General features: G+C 40.4%; 14 protein-coding genes. 4 read left to right on the top strand and 10 right to left on the bottom strand.

The features are described 5' to 3' along the window. Window positions 1-46: 46 nt before the first annotated feature. Window positions 47-2476, bottom strand: a complete 2430-nt coding sequence (locus J3455_RS07875) for a zinc-dependent metalloprotease (RefSeq protein ID WP_130050593.1) — start codon at window positions 2474-2476, stop codon at window positions 47-49. A 160-nt stretch (window positions 2477-2636) separates the two neighbouring features. Between J3455_RS07875 and J3455_RS07870 the strand changes: the two genes are divergently transcribed. Then, window positions 2637-3605, top strand: a complete 969-nt coding sequence (locus tag J3455_RS07870) for a class 1 fructose-bisphosphatase (RefSeq protein WP_167658685.1) — start codon at window positions 2637-2639, stop codon at window positions 3603-3605. 46 nt (window positions 3606-3651) lie between these two features. On the opposite strand, the gene J3455_RS07865 is transcribed toward J3455_RS07870, so the two are convergent. Further along, window positions 3652-3972 carry a hypothetical protein gene (locus tag J3455_RS07865; RefSeq protein ID WP_349561490.1) on the bottom strand — a complete coding sequence of 107 codons (321 nt, stop codon included), beginning with the start codon at window positions 3970-3972 and terminating at the stop codon, window positions 3652-3654. 42 nt (window positions 3973-4014) lie between these two features. On the opposite strand from J3455_RS07865, the gene J3455_RS07860 reads away from it, so the two are divergent. From J3455_RS07860 to J3455_RS07850, 3 genes are all read left to right on the top strand, one after another. Continuing rightward, a complete protein-coding gene (locus J3455_RS07860; protein WP_239976829.1) occupies window positions 4015-4371 on the top strand; it encodes a DUF5522 domain-containing protein in 357 nt (118 codons plus the stop codon). Between the two features lie 181 nt (window positions 4372-4552). After that, window positions 4553-6985 (top strand): TonB-dependent receptor, encoded by a 2433-nt coding sequence (locus tag J3455_RS07855; RefSeq protein ID WP_349561488.1) that lies wholly within the window; start codon window positions 4553-4555, stop codon window positions 6983-6985. A 56-nt stretch (window positions 6986-7041) separates the two neighbouring features. After that, the gene (locus J3455_RS07850) at window positions 7042-8577 is read left to right on the top strand and encodes a tetratricopeptide repeat-containing sulfotransferase family protein (RefSeq protein ID WP_349561486.1); all 1536 of its coding nucleotides are present in this window, start codon (window positions 7042-7044) and stop codon (window positions 8575-8577) included. On the opposite strand, the gene J3455_RS07845 is transcribed toward J3455_RS07850, so the two are convergent. From J3455_RS07845 to J3455_RS07810, 8 genes are all read right to left on the bottom strand, one after another. Continuing rightward, window positions 8552-9391 carry a sulfurtransferase gene (locus J3455_RS07845; protein WP_349561485.1) on the bottom strand — a complete coding sequence of 280 codons (840 nt, stop codon included), beginning with the start codon at window positions 9389-9391 and terminating at the stop codon, window positions 8552-8554. The two genes, J3455_RS07850 and J3455_RS07845, sit on opposite strands and share 26 nt — an antisense overlap. Then, complete coding sequence (locus tag J3455_RS07840; RefSeq protein WP_349561484.1) at window positions 9391-10461, bottom strand: capsular polysaccharide export protein, LipB/KpsS family; 1071 nt, start codon at window positions 10459-10461, stop codon at window positions 9391-9393. Before J3455_RS07840 ends, J3455_RS07845 begins: the two co-directional genes overlap by 1 nt. A 144-nt stretch (window positions 10462-10605) precedes the next feature. Then, entirely contained in the window at window positions 10606-11013 is a 408-nt protein-coding gene (locus J3455_RS07835) for an FAD synthase family protein (RefSeq protein WP_130050584.1), read from the bottom strand. Beyond that, entirely contained in the window at window positions 11010-12077 is a 1068-nt protein-coding gene (locus tag J3455_RS07830) for a CDP-glycerol glycerophosphotransferase family protein (protein ID WP_349561483.1), read from the bottom strand. Before J3455_RS07830 ends, J3455_RS07835 begins: the two co-directional genes overlap by 4 nt. Before the next feature lie 84 nt (window positions 12078-12161). Next, window positions 12162-12581, bottom strand: a complete 420-nt coding sequence (locus tag J3455_RS07825) for a group I truncated hemoglobin (protein WP_484581217.1) — start codon at window positions 12579-12581, stop codon at window positions 12162-12164. Further along, window positions 12581-13414: a DUF3034 family protein gene (locus tag J3455_RS07820; RefSeq protein WP_349561482.1), complete on the bottom strand. Its 834-nt coding sequence runs from the start codon at window positions 13412-13414 to the stop codon at window positions 12581-12583. Before J3455_RS07820 ends, J3455_RS07825 begins: the two co-directional genes overlap by 1 nt. Next, entirely contained in the window at window positions 13401-15716 is a 2316-nt protein-coding gene (locus J3455_RS07815; RefSeq protein WP_178927408.1) for a bifunctional diguanylate cyclase/phosphodiesterase, read from the bottom strand. The genes J3455_RS07820 and J3455_RS07815 overlap by 14 nt, the downstream gene beginning before the upstream one ends. Further along, window positions 15706-16356: a methylamine utilization protein gene (locus J3455_RS07810; protein WP_256854244.1), complete on the bottom strand. Its 651-nt coding sequence runs from the start codon at window positions 16354-16356 to the stop codon at window positions 15706-15708. Before J3455_RS07810 ends, J3455_RS07815 begins: the two co-directional genes overlap by 11 nt. Window positions 16357-16414 lie beyond the last annotated feature (58 nt).

The raw sequence follows: 16414 nt of genomic DNA, 5'->3' as shown, positions 1-16414 counted from the left end.
ATCCACAAAGGTCAACACGCCCTAGGCGCTTTGAAGTAAAAATGGATTAAATTGGTGAGCCCGGTGGCATTGGCAACACTTTAAAGTTTGCAGGCCATTCACCGCTTTCTAAAAAGAGACTGATTTGCTCACTTAAATATTGCTTAAATGCACTGTTCCCAACGGATGCACTGCCTAGCATTGATTCTTGCTGGTAACTCTTTGCGAGTTTAGCTAAGTAATAACGCAATTGAGCTTGTACTTCGGGTGCCACTTCATTGCTTGCAACTAAGTCAGCAAATTGTTTCGCTGTTAAAAGCTGCACACGTTGGCTAATTTTACCAGCCATCCCTGAAGCAACCTGTTGTTCGAAAATTTGCTGATAAGTTTGTGCTAATAGTGCATCTAAACCATAAAATGCATCACTTCGTGCTTGTTGCTGCGCTAAACGGTTAATGCGTTGGCTATTAAAAAGTAGGCTCAAACTATGTGCAGCTGCAACCTCTGGCAGTGCCATCGCATCAAGCGTTAGTCCTGTACGACCAACAATGCTCTCCCGTGATTTTGATTCACCATAGGCTTTTGGTGGAATAAGCGCTAATACCGACTCAGGTAAAACAAGGTTCTCAGCTTTTAATGTCGCAAGCATAGCATCCACTGCAGCTTGTTGTGTTTGCTTTGCAACAACCTGTGCCCCTTTAGGTTGTGAGCCATCACGCACTTCGTATTCGTAATTCACGCCAGCAATTAGCTTAACAGCAGCTTCAACTTGATAGCGATGGAATAGATAAAGCGGCACCAGCATTTCTTCTAATTGCGACAAAGCAGTGCCTGTTTTGATGTTTTCTATACCAAAGTTAGTCAGCGCTTGCTTACGAACATCAAGTACTCGCATTAGCTCATCACTTGGTGAACGACCATTATCCCATAAATGCCCTGTTGGATGAGCACCACCTTGAGCGCGGGCATCACTGTCTGAGATAAACTCCAGCCCTTTGTTTTTATTCTCAGCTAAAATTGCGGCCAATTGCTGTGCTTCATCTTGATTTGTGAAATCGCTATAACCGTATTTAACAACTTGGGTATCCCAAACGCCCATACCAGAAGCATAGCCTCGGCTAACATCTAACTTACCTTGTTCATTAAAGCTAAGTAGCGGGTGTGGATAATCCATCACAGAGGCTCTATCTGCCACTGAGGCTGCAAAGTTATGAGAAATACCTAAAGTATGCCCCACTTCATGAGCACTTAACTGACGAATACGATCAAGTGCCATTGCTTGTAAGCGCTTAGCCACTTCATTCCCTTCAAAATAAGGTGCAGCTAATGCTTCTGCAATTAAGATGTCTTGACGAACACGTAATGAACCCAGAGTCACATGGCCTTTTATAATTTCGCCTGTCCGCGGGTCAATCACAGAGCTACCATACGACCAACCACGCGTTGCACGGTGCACCCATTGGATCACGTTGTAGCGTACATCCATAGGGTCGGCATCATCTGGTAGCACTTTAACTATAAAAGCATTCTTGTAGCCTGCTGCGTTAAATGCATCATTCCACCATTTAGCACCATCAAGTAATGCTGATTTAACTGGCTCAGGTACGCCCGGATCTAAATAATAAACTATCGGCTCAACGGGTTCGCTGATTGGTAGGCTTGGATCTTTTTTCGCTAGACGATGGCGAGGGATGTAACGCACATACATAGACTCACCCAGCGCTGCCGCATAATCTTTGTGCTCAATGCTCCAGAAACCTGCTTGAGGGTGGAACTTACGCGGGGTGTAGTTATCATCAGGCAGTTCAATTAATGAATGATGCATATGCACCGTTAGCGCGTAAGGGTCTGCACTCACTTGGCGAACATACTTACCAGGCTTATTACCTTGAAAAGTAAGTACTGCTTCTAATTCAGTATTTTTTTCAAATGCTTTTGAGCGTGCTAAATAAACCGCACTGCGGTTGCTATCTAAGTTAAAACTTCCCTGGCCAGTTGCCGATAAACGACGGCTCACACCATGAACATCGCTTAATAAATAAGGTGTGTAATCCACTAATACGGCGGTTTCTGACTGAGCAACAACACTAAACCCTGCTAAGATACTTGATGCAAATGCCTCTTTAATACTTTGTTGTTCCGCAAGGTTATTAGTGTTAGCACGGTAATAAGTATTTATGGCTCTTAACATCACCTTATCGCCAAAACGTTCAAACTGAACTAAGTGAGTATCACCTAGCTGACCGCGATCTAAGCCAATATCGTTTGAACCGACACCATAAGGTAAGCTTTGTTGTAATAAAAATTGCTGCTCGAGTTTATCCACCTCAAGATACAATTTGCCGTTTTCTGTATCGTAGTAAAATGAAAAATAGCCAGAAAAATGAGTCATTTTTTCAGTAAAATCATTTATAGACTTAATTGCTGCGTGTGCTTGAGTTATCATAGTAAGTAGCACAGCTAAGAGCAGATATCGTAGTAATGGTATTTTTTGCATAATCTTATCTTTGTTATTCGCGTTTTAAATACTGTATAGGTATTAAGCAGTATAAAGTACCGCCAAGAAAAATCAGCTATTTAAGACGAAATTCAGCGCTTGCTAAGACATTCTCTCTCACACTAAAAATGTCTGGCTACAACGTTATCAGGAAAATAGAATGCGTAGACTCCCACCGGTATTGTTAGAAGATGGTTGCCCTCGTGAACTGATCTCATTGATCAGAACGGTACTTGCGGCATGTAAAGAGATTTCATTTCGTGTTGGTCAAGGCGCCCTATCTGGCGTATTAGGCTCAACCCTAGACGAAAACATTCAGGGTGAAACACAGAAAAAACTCGACGTTCTAACTAACCAACTTTTAAAAGATATTTTATTAGAATCGGGCTACGTAAAAGCCATTGCCTCTGAAGAAGAAGACTTCACCGTTGCGGGTAACCCTAATGCCAACTACATTGTTGCATTCGACCCACTTGATGGTTCATCAAATACAGATATCAACTCACTCGTTGGTACGATTTTCTCAATTATGGCGGCGCCTGAAGGTGCAGATCCGGCCGACCCAAGTATCTTTATGCAACCGGGTAAAAACCAAGTAGCGGCAGGTTACGTGTTATATGGCCCATCAACGGTGCTAGCATTAACAACAGGCAAAGGTACACGCTTTTTCACCTTAGATAAAACTCACGGTACCTTCTTATTAACAGAAGACTTTGCAAAAGTACCTGAAGATACTAGCGAATTTGCTATCAATGCTTCAAACCAACGTCATTGGCAGCCAGCGATGCAAAATTACATCAATGACTTAATTGCTGGTGACACAGGCCCGCGTGGTCGTAACTTCAACATGCGCTGGATTGCTGCAATGGTGGGTGATGTGCACCGTGTATTATGTCGTGGTGGTATTTTTACTTACCCAACCGACACGAAAGATCCAAATAAACCTAACAAATTACGTTTATTATACGAAGCAAACCCAATGGCAATGTTAATCGAACAAGCTGGCGGTATAGCCTCTACTGGTACTGAGCGCATCATGGATATTCAACCTGATGCAATTCACCAACGTGTGGCGGTGATCTTAGGTTCGAAAAACGAAGTTGAAACGTGTTTAAGCTACCATAAATAGCAACAAGCGAATGCCTTAAGCTAAATAAGCTTAGGGCTAAAAGAAGCTATTTCATCACATCTAATAGCTTCTTTAGCGTACTTTTACTCAATTCACCCATTTGCTCGTTATTGCCTAAAGCGTAAATAGCCCCTTCTACGGCACTTTCATCTATGTCTTGTCGTGACTCTAGTACGTTCGCCCAAAGTTCTAATTCATCAATATCTATTTCGCCGTTAATAACACGCTGTAGAACCTGACAGAACACTTCTTGCGTTAGAATATACACATCATCTTGGATGTCAGGAGTGCTTGTAATAACTGAAATTGCCTCAAATCGATTATCACCAAAACGAGCAAACTCTCCTAATGCGTCTAATTTATCCATTTGCTATGCTTACCTTTTCAATCTCAAAGCACCTTTTAATTAATGACAACCCTTACATGCTCACGATGCAAAGCAACCCTTAACTGCCAAGCCGACAATATTAATGCCTGTTGGTGTAATGAGCTACCCAACATTTTACCACTCGATGAGACCGCAACAGAATGTTTATGCCGAGACTGTACTATAAAAAAGATAAATTCATTTTTATCAGAACTTTACCAACAGCCTCTCGAACAGCAGCTTGCCTTTGCTAAGCCTTATTTTACTCAGGGTAACTTAATAGAAAACCTCGATTACACTATGCAAAACAATTACATGGTATTTAGCCGCTGGTTCTTTTTAAAACGCGGCCATTGCTGTAGTAATGGTTGTACGAACTGCCCTTATTCCGATAGCTAACACCTAAACAGAGTATTTATTCAATTATTTTGCATTTAATTGCAAATAACGCATGGACGATAAGAATAAAAATACATTATAATTGGATATAAATTCACTAAATCATCAATTTTTAAGCTTAAATTACTAGTAACGTCTATTTTTTGAGCATAAATTTACTGTAACTAACTCGGAATCTATCATGAACACCTTTAAGCCTGCTCTACTTGCAAGTGCAATTTCTGCGGTTTTAATTAATAGCAATATGGCGTTTGCTGCTGAAGATGCTATCGAAGTTGATAAATCTATTGAAACTATCCAAATCACTGCAACACGACGTGCAGGTTCTGTGCAAGATGCACCGCTTAATATCACAGCCCTAAATGGCGATGTAATTAGCGACCAAAACATTGGTGATCTTGAAGATGTCGCTCGTTGGGTACCCGGTTTAACAATTTCTGATCAAGGTGGTCGTGAAGGTTCTCCTATTATCGTTCGTGGCCTGAACACAAATACCTCTGACCGTATTTCTGACAGTGGCACAGTGGCAACTTATGTTGGTGAAATTCCACTTAGCATTGATTTACGTTTGACTGATGTTGACCGCGTTGAAGTGTTAATTGGCCCACAAGGTACACTATACGGAGCAGGTACTTTAGGTGGTGCAATCCGTTATTTATTAAAACAACCTGAGCTTGATATCACCGAAGGTAAAGTAACAGGCGATGTATTTAGCATCAACGAAAGTGACGGTACAGGTGGTGAGTTTGGCGTGGTATTCAATACTCCGCTAATTGAAGAAAAACTAGCCCTTCGTGCTAGCTTAAATTATTACGATAACCCAGGTTACATTGACTACACTCACGTGGTTCTAGAACCTGGCGTATCAAACCCGAACCCTGATTTTTCAGACAGCAGCGATGTAAATGCCAACTTAAAAAGCGTAAGCGATGTTAACGATGAGCAAATCACCACAGCACGTTTATCACTACGCTGGCTTGCAACCGAAGATGTTGATGCAACGCTGAACTACTTTTATCAAAAGCAAGAAAATGGCGGTAATTCGACATCTCAATACGGCTCACTTGCAGATAGCAGTGCACTACAAGGTATCCCTGGAAAATACGAAAATGTAGCTCGTGTGCTTGAACCCGGTGAAGAAGAAAACGATTTATTAAGCTTAGAAGTAAAAGCAGATCTTGGTTTTGCTGAGCTGGTATCTGCATCTGGTTGGTCTAGCTATGAGCAATCTGGTCAGCGCGATCAAACTGATCTTCTTTACGATATTTGGTCAGGGTATGCCGACTTCCCTTCTTTTGTTGGCTACACGCACGACACCTCAGATCGCGATACCTTTACGCAAGAGCTTCGTTTAGTTTCAAATAGCAGTAGCGCTTTTAACTGGATTGTAGGCGGCTTCTATAACAAAGTAGAAAGTCACTCAGATGATCGTGAGTACACGCCGGGTCTGACTGAGTACTGGGGTGGCGGTATTCCAAATGTTGAACAAGACCTTGAGTACATTCTAATTTCTGATAGCGAAACCACTGAAAAAGCACTTTTTGGTGAAATTGGCTACAGCATCACAGATCAACTTGATGTCACTGTTGGCGCTCGTTTTTATGAATACGATGTATCAACAACATCAGGCTCTGCAACCCCGCTTTATTCTGGTGACTTTGATTCACTAGATAATCTTGTTATGGAAAATGTAAGCGCAAGCGATAGCGGTAACTTATTTAAGTTTAATGCTAATTACACATTCGATAATGGTGTGCTTGCTTACTTTACTGTGAGTGAAGGTTTCCGTATTGGTGGTGGTAACGGTATTGCTCCTTGCCCTGATGTATTACCTGAGCAACAAATTGTTTGTGCCCTGCCAAACGAAGAAGATTACAAACCAGATACAACGGTCAACTACGAGCTAGGCTTTAAGTCATCATGGTTACGTAACCGCCTACATTTCAATGCAGCGCTATTTAATGTTGATTGGAAAGATGCGCAAGTTGGTAGCAGTACAGTAAATGGCCAAGAGTTAATTACTTCGAATGCAGGCTCTGCTAATTCTAAAGGTGTCGAACTTTCTACTCGCGCAATGATTGGTGATAACTGGGCAGCTTATGCAACATACGCATATGCAAAAGCCGAATTAACCGAAGATGCACCTTACTTATTTGGCGTATTAGGTGACGACTTAGCGCAATACCAAGGCTACTACGATGGTGCTAAAGGCGACCGCTTACCAGGTGCTCCTGAGCATCAATTCTCGTTTGGTCTTCGTTACGAGCAAGATGTCTTAGGCGATAAACTATTAAGCGTAAACTACGGTATCACAGCACAAAGCGATGTGATCACCAAAGTAGGCTTAAAAGCAGATGGCGAAGTATTACCAGGTTATGCACTAAGTAACTTATCTGCCAAAATTACTGGCGATATGTGGTCTGCAACCCTTTACGTAGACAACTTATTCGATAAGTACGCGTTCACTTCTGTACGTCGTGATAAGTCTTGGGCTGGTATGTCGCAATATGCTGAGCTTAACAAAGAGCTACCTGAGCTACAGCGTGTTTATGGTCACTACACCACCGCACCTCGTACAATCGGTATGAAGTTTAGCTACAACTTTGAGCTGTAATTAAATACTCGAATAAAAGCCTTGCCGCTTTTAGGCAAGGCTTTTAAGATAATCTCATGCTAAATACCCAACAAGCGCTTCGCGCTAATATCCAACAGTTGTTAGCCAACAAGCAACTACATAATGCACATCATCTACTTGTGCAGCGCCTAAAGCAAAATCCTGAAGACCACGTTTGTTACTTTTTACTGAGCGAAGTCAACACTGCAGCGGGCGATATCAACAAAGCCATTAAGCTGCTTGAAAAAGCGCTTAATTTAGCGCCTTTGCCGATATATCATTTAGCACTTGCCAAGCTGTATGTACTGTTAGGTAAAGTAAGTAATGCAGCTGTGCATTATCAAGACGCTTTGCAAACAGCTGACTTTAGTGCCGCTGACTTTGATACACTAGCCAATATTGCTAACCGTTTAGGGCATTATGAAGACGCCTTTAGCTTTCAAAAGTCGGCTTACCAACGCAATAAATATAACCCACAAATTAGCTATAATTTGGCGGTATCATATAAAATTCACGGACTGTTTGATGAAGCAAAAAGTTTGCTACAGCAACTTACTACCCAGCAACCTAGCTTTTATCAAGCTCATTACTCACAGGCTGAACTAAATACTGATGTAGAGGCGAAGCTACATATCCAGAAACTACAAACCTTGGCGAATAAAGAAAAAAGCATTATTGATCAACAAGTGTATTTTCATAGTCTTGCTCTTAATTATGAGCACCTTAATGACTACAAAAATGCATTTAAATACTTTGTACTAAGTAAGCAAGCCATAGCCTATAAGCTTAATTATCAAGCCACGCAACATCGCTATTTTTGTCAAAAGCTCATCACTCAAAGCACACAGCAAGTGCTTGAAAGTAGTGACTCTGAGTTCTCACCCGTTTTTGTTGTTGGCATGCCCCGCTCTGGCACAACTTTAGTTGAAAAAATCCTTAATCAAAGTTCACAGCTGCAAGGGATTGGAGAATTAAACGATATAGCGCAATTGATACAACACGCCACGCAATCGGCTCGAGTGATTGATAGCGAAATGCTTGATAAGGCATATGAATCTGAAGCGATAAAGACAGTACTTGCTAACTATCAACAAAGAGCCCAGCTGCTCAGTGATGGCCTTAGAAGCTGTGATAAACAGCCATTTAACTTTTACTATATTGATTTTATATTAGCGGCATTTCCTAATGCTAAAATTGTTTGTATGCAGCGAGACTGGCACGATTGCAGTATCGCCAATTTTAGGCAGATGTATAGTCCGCAAAGTGTGTTTCATCACTACAGTTTTACTCTTGAAGATATTGCCTCATTCCATCAAGATTACTCGGCATTAGTCAGTCACTTTGCCAACAAGTATCCTGAAAACGTTTTTTTACAAAGCTATGAGCAATTAGTGGCAGAGCCGGTTAAGCAAACACAGAAGCTCTATACTTTTTGTGATTTAAGCTGGCAGGAAAACTGCCTAACTTTTTATAAAAACAATGCGGCTTCAGCTACGGCGAGCAAAAAGCAAATTCGCCAACCACTGAATAAAAACAGTATCGGCAGCTGGCAAAATTACGCTGAATTTATTGATGCGGACCTGTTTCAATAGGTAACTCGTGACGAGCGCCCCACTCACTCCATGAGCCATCGTAAACACGTAAGTTAGAGTAACCGCATTCATCGGCGCACAATGCAATTGCACAAGCTGTTACACCTGAACCACAGCTAAATTGCAACTGAGTATGATGCGCTGCAATATGTTGATCAAATAATATCTGCAACTCGCTAAGCGGTTTTAGCTCACCGTTATTTAGTACACTTGCAAGTGATAGACTGCGACTATTTGGAATATGACCACTACGCATGCCTTCACGCGGCTCGGCCTGTTCACCTGTAAATCGCTCATAAGGGCGAGCATCGAGTGTTAGTGTGCTTTGCTCATCAAGTGAGTTAAGTACTTGCTCAGCACTGATAAAGTAATTAACACGAGGGCTCGCAACAAAGTTCCCTTGGCATGTTGGAGTGGAATAGCTGGCTTGTGTTGCAAAGCCAAGTGCCTGCCACTTAGCTAAACCACCACTTAAAACCTTTACGTTATCAAAGCCCATTGCTTTAAACATCCACCACGCACGCGCTGAACTAAATAAACCTTGGTCTTCATAAATCACAATCATTGAGTCTTGATTAACCCCAGCACGCTGCATATGTTCTGTGAACTGCTCGCTACTGCACATCATACTTGGTAAAGGATTGCTGTTATCTGCCAGCGTCTTTTTGAAATCAAAACGCTGTGCATTAGGCAGCATAGCTTTGGGCGCATATTCCCCCGGCAAACCAGGGCGTACCATTCCAGCATCAAAAATGATCAAATTATCATGGCTTAAATGCTCGTTAAGCCATTCTGGCGAGACTGTGTTCTTCATTAGCTTTCCTTTTGCGATAGCTGAGCGAATGTATCTTGTTGAGTTAAGCGCTTTTCAACCGCTTCAACATGCTCAGTTGTACATTCTTTCCAAACACCGGGCAAGCAATACACATGCTTTAAGTAGGTAAAAAATTTATCTCTCAGAATACTGTTGGACTGCCAGCCATTTTGTAGTTTTTCTAAGCACTTAATCAAAGTAGCTTGATCACTTGCGTGTAGTACAAGCTCATCAATGTTGTAACAAGCAAGCCCTAAGGTAATCACTTTTTTATCAAGTAATAAAGATTCTAAGCCAACGGTCGAGTTAATAGTGATCACGGCTTCAGCGTTATTGATAAGTTCTCGAGTACAATTTCCGTTGGCAAAAACGGCAACATCATCTTTATAGTACAAGTGTTCATAGTGCTTATGCCATGAAGGATGTTCTTTAAAAACAACTTTAAGTTCTGGATCATTTAACTTTTTTACGGCTGAAACAACAGCATCGTAATACTCTTCCATTGACTTAAGCCAAGGTGAGTAACAAGCTATTTGTGTATCGTGTGGAACTTGAAATGGCACAAATAAGTATTTTTTTGGTAACTCAACTGCGTCAAATTTGCAGCGCTTTTTGTGATTCGCTCTAGGGGTTAAATCAGGCGCAGAAAATGGCAACTTCCCTTGTGGATCAAAATTTAAATAGAATTGACTATCTCGCGGTACAGAAGCCGCAAAGTTAATACCTTGAGGGTCTAAACTTGTTGTTCCGGGCAATAACCCATTTTCATAAAAATAGGTAGTCACTCCTAGTGATTTCGCAGCTATACAAACAGTAACATTCGGTAGTTTATTACCATTCCAAATAACTAAAGCTTGAGGGGATTCTGACTTCAATAAATCATAATACTTAGCGTACCGACATTGCTCTACAAACTGCATCACTTTAGAGTAAGCTTTGATAAGTAATGGGTTACACCAAAGATCATTTCGGGCTTGCTTACGTAGTAGTTGTTCCGAAATTATTTTACTAAAATCAATTTGAATCGCTTTGCTAAAGTATTTTAAAGCAGTTAACCTAGGGAAGCCCATACAGTGCACTTTACAATTTAAGGGTAGTTTCCTAATTAATTTTTTGTAATAGCGGGCGTGCACATTATTGCGAGAGATAAATAAAAAAGCCATATACTGATCTTAGTTTAGATTGAACTTAAGCGCATACAGCTATTTTATTAATTATAAATGACAGTTTGAAGGCTGCCTTACAACTTCTATTATTTCTGTTGTAGAGATAGAGGGAGTACGCTCTAAATAAATCACATCACAAATTTGCTTAAATTGATCAAACCGACCAGCCCAATCATCCCCCATAACGAGCAAATGGGCTTGATGGTCTTTTATGTACTCACCTTTCAATTCTAGAGAGTGCTCTACAAATACTTCGTCAACACACTTTAAAGAACTAATAATTTTCAGCCTATCAGCTTCACTGTATACAGGCTTTCGACCTTTCTTTGAGAAGTTTAGTTCATCAGAAGATACACCAACTATCAAATAATCTCCCAGTGCTTTAGCTCGCTCTAAAATATTGATATGTCCCACATGAAAAATATCAAACGTGCCAAAAGTAATTACCCGTTTCATTGATGTTCCTCTAAATAAGAAACAATTCTCTTAGCAGAGTGACCATCCGTAAGACCTGCCAGTTTATAAACTATTTCTTTTCTTTTTTCTTTAAATTCGGCAGATTCATTAAAACTTGAACATAATAACTGCTTTAACTCTTTATAACTTTCAGCACGCGCACATAACTCATTGAAGTATTTGATATCTTCATCCAATCGAGCTTTCAATCTATAAGAAAAAATACCTCTGTATGACCAACGCAGCTTGTAAAAATCACACCAGATAACAGGTTTTTCTAATGCTGCAAATTCAAAAATGGCTGACGATGCATCAGAAACCATAATATCAGCAAGTTCTAAAAAAGGAGTAAGATCAAAATCGAATTCATTCGCAAGGTAAACATTCTTAGCACTAGCCCACTTCTCAAGTTTTAGGCGTTGCTTTTTGTACTTCTGCTTAAATAAGCTAAAGAAATGAGGCTTAACGATAATATTAAATTCATTAAAGTGCTCAGGGAAATCATCGCTAAAGCACTCTAAAGAGCTTGGATAAAAAGTAGGCGCATAGAGCAAAGTTTTCTTTGACGGATCTAAGCCGAGATTTTTGAGGTTAATGCTTTCAAGAGTCTGATTAAAAATAGGGTCTAACTTGGCGTAGCCACTATCAATAAAGTTGCCTTCAGGATAAAGCGTTTTTAAACGTTGAAGCCGGTGCTCTCCCTCAACAAACCGTACTGTCATCTTATTATTCGATACATCGTAATAGCATTGTTTTGGACCTATTCCATGTTGCATCAGTACAGTCTTTTTATTTAGATCCTCAGCGCCAGCAAATGTATTTCCAAACACAATCCAATCTGCATCTGAACTCTGATAAAATTCAAAGGTTTCTCTTGCACTTGTTAACCATTTTGCAACTATTGCATTTTCATAGATAAAGTCACGACATACACCAAGACTACGCTCATCTTGGTCTTCATAGAAAACCATCGAAACTTTGTGGCCTTTTTCCTTCAACTCCTTTAAAACAGGCAAATACTGTGGAATGTAATATAGATGTTGAACATCAAAATATAACTGCATTATTTACAACTTAATAACTTCAACCAATAGCTATTGTACATAAATTACATTTCTGTTTCAGCCCACAATTAAAGTTTGTTCTAGCTAGATATTAATTACCTCAGGGCGAAGTGGCGCAAGTCTGCTAAGGATTTTATTTTGTACCGTTTGCGAAACGTGTTGTTCATCCATCGCATTGATTAAAAGCTCTACCACACGGTTAAAGTCTTTTTTAGAAATATTCATTCCGGTGTGAATATCAACCATATTATCGCCTTCGTATTCACAAGGGCCATCGGTGACACTGCACAAATGAGTGATAAAGCCTTGGCGAAAATGCGCAACATTGGTTTGTTTAAAATAAGCTAAAATTTGTTCGTCACGGCCTATTTGATTGATAAAACTATCAACTAGTTTTTCGATCCCTTGTTCGCCATTTAGTTGCTGGTATAGGGTGCCGTTGTTGCTACTTGCACAGCCGACTAACATCACGGCAAATACAAACGTAAAAAATGTTTTCATCATTACCAATACCCTGTAATAGAAAGATACCAACCTGTTTGATCCTTAGCCCCAGCAATACTTCCTAAGTCTAACCAAGCAGCGGTGACACTAACATACTTATTGGGAAACCAAGCAACAAACACATCCTGCCAATCTTGCTCCCCTAAGCCAAGATTATTAGACTTTTCCCGATACTCAACACCAACGGCTATTTGATGGGTTAAAAACACCGCGGTAGACGCTTCAAATAACAACTCTTTATCGCTATCAGGGCCGCCAAAACCTAACAAACCTAGTTGATTAGCATCGCTATAACGAAAAGTGGTATTCCAAAACCAGTTATACCCAACAAGCGCTCCTAAATGCAATTTACTAGCAGCAAGATAAATATCAGTACCACTGGTGTCTTCTGCGCCTAATAGGTTAGCGATACTGCCGTCATCCAGTGATTTATGTTGTACACCCAAGCTCAACTGCGGCCATTTACTGTAAACGATATCGCCGTATAAGCGTACTTTTGCCCCTGTAATTGATTGTTCGATATCGGTATTTAATGCGGGAACTTCGAAGCGTTGCTCTGCGTAACTAAATTCAACGCGATCATAAATATTTAGTTGCGCGCCACAAACATCTAAGCTGTAATCACTCACATCAGCGCGACTACAAAAGCCATTTATAGCTATTTCATCATCACTTGCATAGCCTGCAAGCTGCGCCCAAGGAACAATACCACCACCCGCACTACCTTCAACCTGGGAGACACCAGGCGTTGCTAATAATTTACCCGATGCTGCGAGCCCTGAACTTGCAAAAGCAAGGCAAATTAACCAAAACAACCAATTAAGACGCTTCATTGTACACCTCTAACCACTGCAAAAACTGCTCTGATTTTAGTGGTCTACTTAAGTAATAGCCTTGTGCATAATCGCATTTATTTTGCACTAAAATATCCAGTGACTCTTTGTTCTCAACGCCTTCCGCTACAACCGAAAAACCCAGCTGGTGACCTAGAGTAACTGTAGATTGCACTATGTATTGATCTTGTCGTGACTGATCTAATTGCAAAATAAAACACTTATCAAGCTTTAGCTCATCAATCGGTAATGACTTTAAGCGCCCGAGAGATGTTTGCCCTACACCATAGTCATCCAACGAGATTTTAACACCCAAGGTTTTGAGATTTTCGAGTGCCTTAATGCCTTGATCTTCGTTCTCAATCATATCTCGCTCTGTGAGCTCAATCGTAATTAAACGCCCATTAACATCATGTTTCTCAAGTTGTTTAGCAAGGTGAGAGTAAAAGCTAGGGTATGCTATATCTTGTGCAGAGACATTAATTGCAGCCTGCATGGTAACACCTTGCTGTTGCCATGCAGCAACTTGAGACACCACTGTTTTTACAACCCAAGAAGTTAGCTCCACAATCACCCCTGATTGTTCTGCTAAATCAATAAACAGCTCAGGCGAAACCCACTGACCATCTTTACGCTGCCAACGAATTAACGACTCAACTTTATCAATGCAATTGGTTTTAATATTTAGTTTTGGTTGATAGGTCATGAAAAGCTGGCCATCATCATCAACGAGGGCTTGTTTAAGTTCATCGATTATTGCAAGGCGCTCAAGGTGCTCTTCGTCTTCACCTTCTTGATAATAATGAATAGTTTTATGCTCGCAAGATGCGGTATCAACAGCAATTAACGAGCGACGCATTAAATCCTCAGGGCTGACATTTTGTGAAAGGCAATGCACCACCCCAACACTAAAGCGTAAAGTAATATTTAAGCCTTGAATTAAGTAGCCAGCCTGTAACTGAGCAACAAGCTTCATTACTGCATCTTTAAACTGCTTAGTTTCATCTGCAGGAAGTAAGGTTAAAAATTCATCGCCGCCAATCCGAGCATTCACACCATTATGATGTGCCGAGTATTCACCAATACGCTCAGCAACAGCTTTTAAACAATCATCACCAATACGCGGGCCTAATTTATCATTGATATGACGAAGACCTCTTATATCTATGGCAACGAGTGTGTATTCAGCGCCTTCAGCAAACAAGTTCTCCATGTTTTCTAACATCGCAGAACGGGTATAAAAGCCAGTTAATGAATCATGGCTAGCTTGAAAACTTATTTGCTGTTCACGCTCTTTGATGTCGTTACCCATGTTGTTAAAGGCATCGACTAACGTGGTGATTTCGCTGCTTTGCTTTTTACCTACAAATTCAGCTTTATAATTGCCACGAGCAAATTGCTGAGCAAGTAAGGTTAGCTTTGAAAGCGGTGTCGTGAGGTTTTTAGCCAAGATACCACTGGTCAATACGCCTATCACAACCGTAATCGCAGCAAGCACAATAATGGTGAAAAATAGCTGTTCAAACTCACGATAACTCTGGGTTAAATCAGCACTTAACAGCACTGAGACTATGTGCCCGGGCAAGGATGGCAGTTCAACCAGTCGATTTCTATAAACCGGCTTTTCACCAAAAATACGTTGCGTTGTCTCGTTATTAAAATGCGCTAATACTGAATTAGTTTGAGGTTGCTTGGTTAGTGAGGTCTCTACAACACCATCATCTTCACCAATAAAACTCACATCCATTGTGGTAAGGTTTTTTAGCTCTGCAGCAACAAGGTCATTAATTTCAAAGCCCACTAAACTGTAGGCAACAGTACGAGGCGCACGTACCGGCAATAAGATAACTTGGTATAGGGTTTGATCAAGAACAATAAAATTAGATTGCTCTGCATTAATGAGCAATTCATTCATCAGTGCAGAAAACTCATCAGGTGTATGGTTAAATTCAGTATTTGCAGAGACCAATTGCCCAGATAAATCAATGAGCAACATCAAATCAGCATTTATTCGACGACTGTGGTTATTCAATACACTGCTAATGGTATCAGCATCTTGGGTAGCAATAGCTTGTTTAAAACCAAAGTCTGCTGTGAGTACCTTTGCAGCCGTTAATAGCAGGCTTTCTTTAGCACTTAAATATTGCTTAAAAACATTTTCAGCGACATTAATATCTTCACGTAACTTTTGGTCATTAAACCGATTAGTCGACCACCAAGAGCTCGCTAAACTGACTAAACTAGTTAATAAAACGAGGCTTACGCATAAGGCTATGATCCGCCCTCTTAAACTATGTATCATTATCTGCCTTAAACATCTCACCAAACGTATTACGCGGTGCAGGTGCATTTGTTTCAATTGTAATATCAGCTGCTTGTTCAGTTACAGTGACTGATAATTTTTTATTAATTTCACTTGCTTGGTTTGGGTGCCAAATCGTTATATTCGTTGGAACTGTAATATCTTTTAATTGTACTTTGCCATCTTGTGCTGTTTTTAGTGTATTAGCGCCATTTGCTACATAGATATAACCCACCATAGAATCGTGAATATTACAGCCTAGGACTACCACCCCGGCGTTATCAAATAACTCTGGTTTTTCTGGACGGTCAGCATATAGCTTAATATTGAAAGGTTTAGCGCTTGAAAAAGAATAAACATGATGGCGAATATTATCACTATTAGGAAAATCAACAGACTGACCTTGCTGTATTACCAATACATTAGGTGAAAACTGCTTATTAACCTGATCCATAACTGCGACAGGCAACTGCGTGTGCGCTAAATTTTTATTACCTTGTAATTCAATTACAGCATCGGCTAAAGGCTCACCAAATTGATCTCGAACGGTAAATGAAATATCCGCTGCAAATACATTCGCAGCGCAGCACATAAATACAAAAGAACATACCGTGCGAGCACAGTGCGCAAAAAACGTCATAATTGAACCTTGCTTAGCTTAGTTTGCTAATAAGTATAGATTAATCTTAGCTTAAGTT

The organism is Pseudoalteromonas sp. NFXS39, assembly GCF_040148775.1.
Lineage (GTDB): Bacteria > Pseudomonadota > Gammaproteobacteria > Enterobacterales > Alteromonadaceae > Pseudoalteromonas > Pseudoalteromonas apostichopi.
The sequence above is the reverse complement of the archived record's forward strand: the minus strand, read 5'-3'. Positions and strand labels throughout refer to the sequence as shown.